At 48.2% G+C, this 759-nt stretch carries 1 protein-coding gene; it reads left to right on the top strand.

The genetic code is table 11. The annotated features are described in order from the left end of the window. Window positions 1-471: 471 nt before the first annotated feature. A partial coding sequence (locus KNO72_RS15465; protein WP_214758775.1) for a hypothetical protein occupies window positions 472-759 on the top strand: 288 nt, incomplete at its 3' end.

Below are 759 nucleotides of genomic sequence, written 5' to 3' on the forward strand. Positions count from 1 at the left end.
GAGCATGTTTTCTAAACAAGCCCTAGGGCTTGTTTGAAACAACACCAGGGCTTACGTGAAATATCCTGAGATGTTGCTTACGTGGATGCGAGGTATCATGAGGCTATCAACAGGAGAGGATGATTCAGGAGGACAGCTACCAACTAGATCAACAGACTATGGACGAGATGACGGAGGTATTACTTCGACGCCTTCCTGACCGGCTCCAAGAAGATTTTGAGGACTTAAAACTTGTGAGCATGGATATTCTTTGTGATGTGAAGGAAGGAGAACGCTTGACCCACCTCACCGTCTTTTTCAATACCAATATGATTCGACGGAATCGTCGTACATAAGAAAAAGGGATGATTGTATACATGTATCTGTGTATACAATTTTTAAAAGTCTTCATTTCTGTAGCTTCATGAACAAGGACTGAACTGGCTCTGGACGGGGAATCGTTCTATAGCGAAGCGGAAGGGGGGAGACGTGATGGATGAGGGGCTGCTTGATGACTATGCGTTCGCTGGATTGGATCCGTTCGTCCGGACGGTGTTCTCGGAACTGATGGAACATCCCGAATGGATGCGTGTCGTCGACAGGGAACATTGCGTCGAGAAGGTCGTCCGGTTCGATGACGGACGGAACTCGCCTTACTTCCGGGTGCTGATCTATCTGGATGCAGAAGAGCGTCCGATCAAGAAAGTGTATCTATACGGGACATGGGTGGTGGCGGATGGAGAAGTCAGCTTCGTCGTCTCAGAGCTATCCAAGGGTGTA

This window comes from Exiguobacterium sp. s123 (genome assembly GCF_018617075.1).
GTDB classification, from domain to species: Bacteria; Bacillota; Bacilli; order Exiguobacteriales; family Exiguobacteriaceae; genus Exiguobacterium; species Exiguobacterium profundum.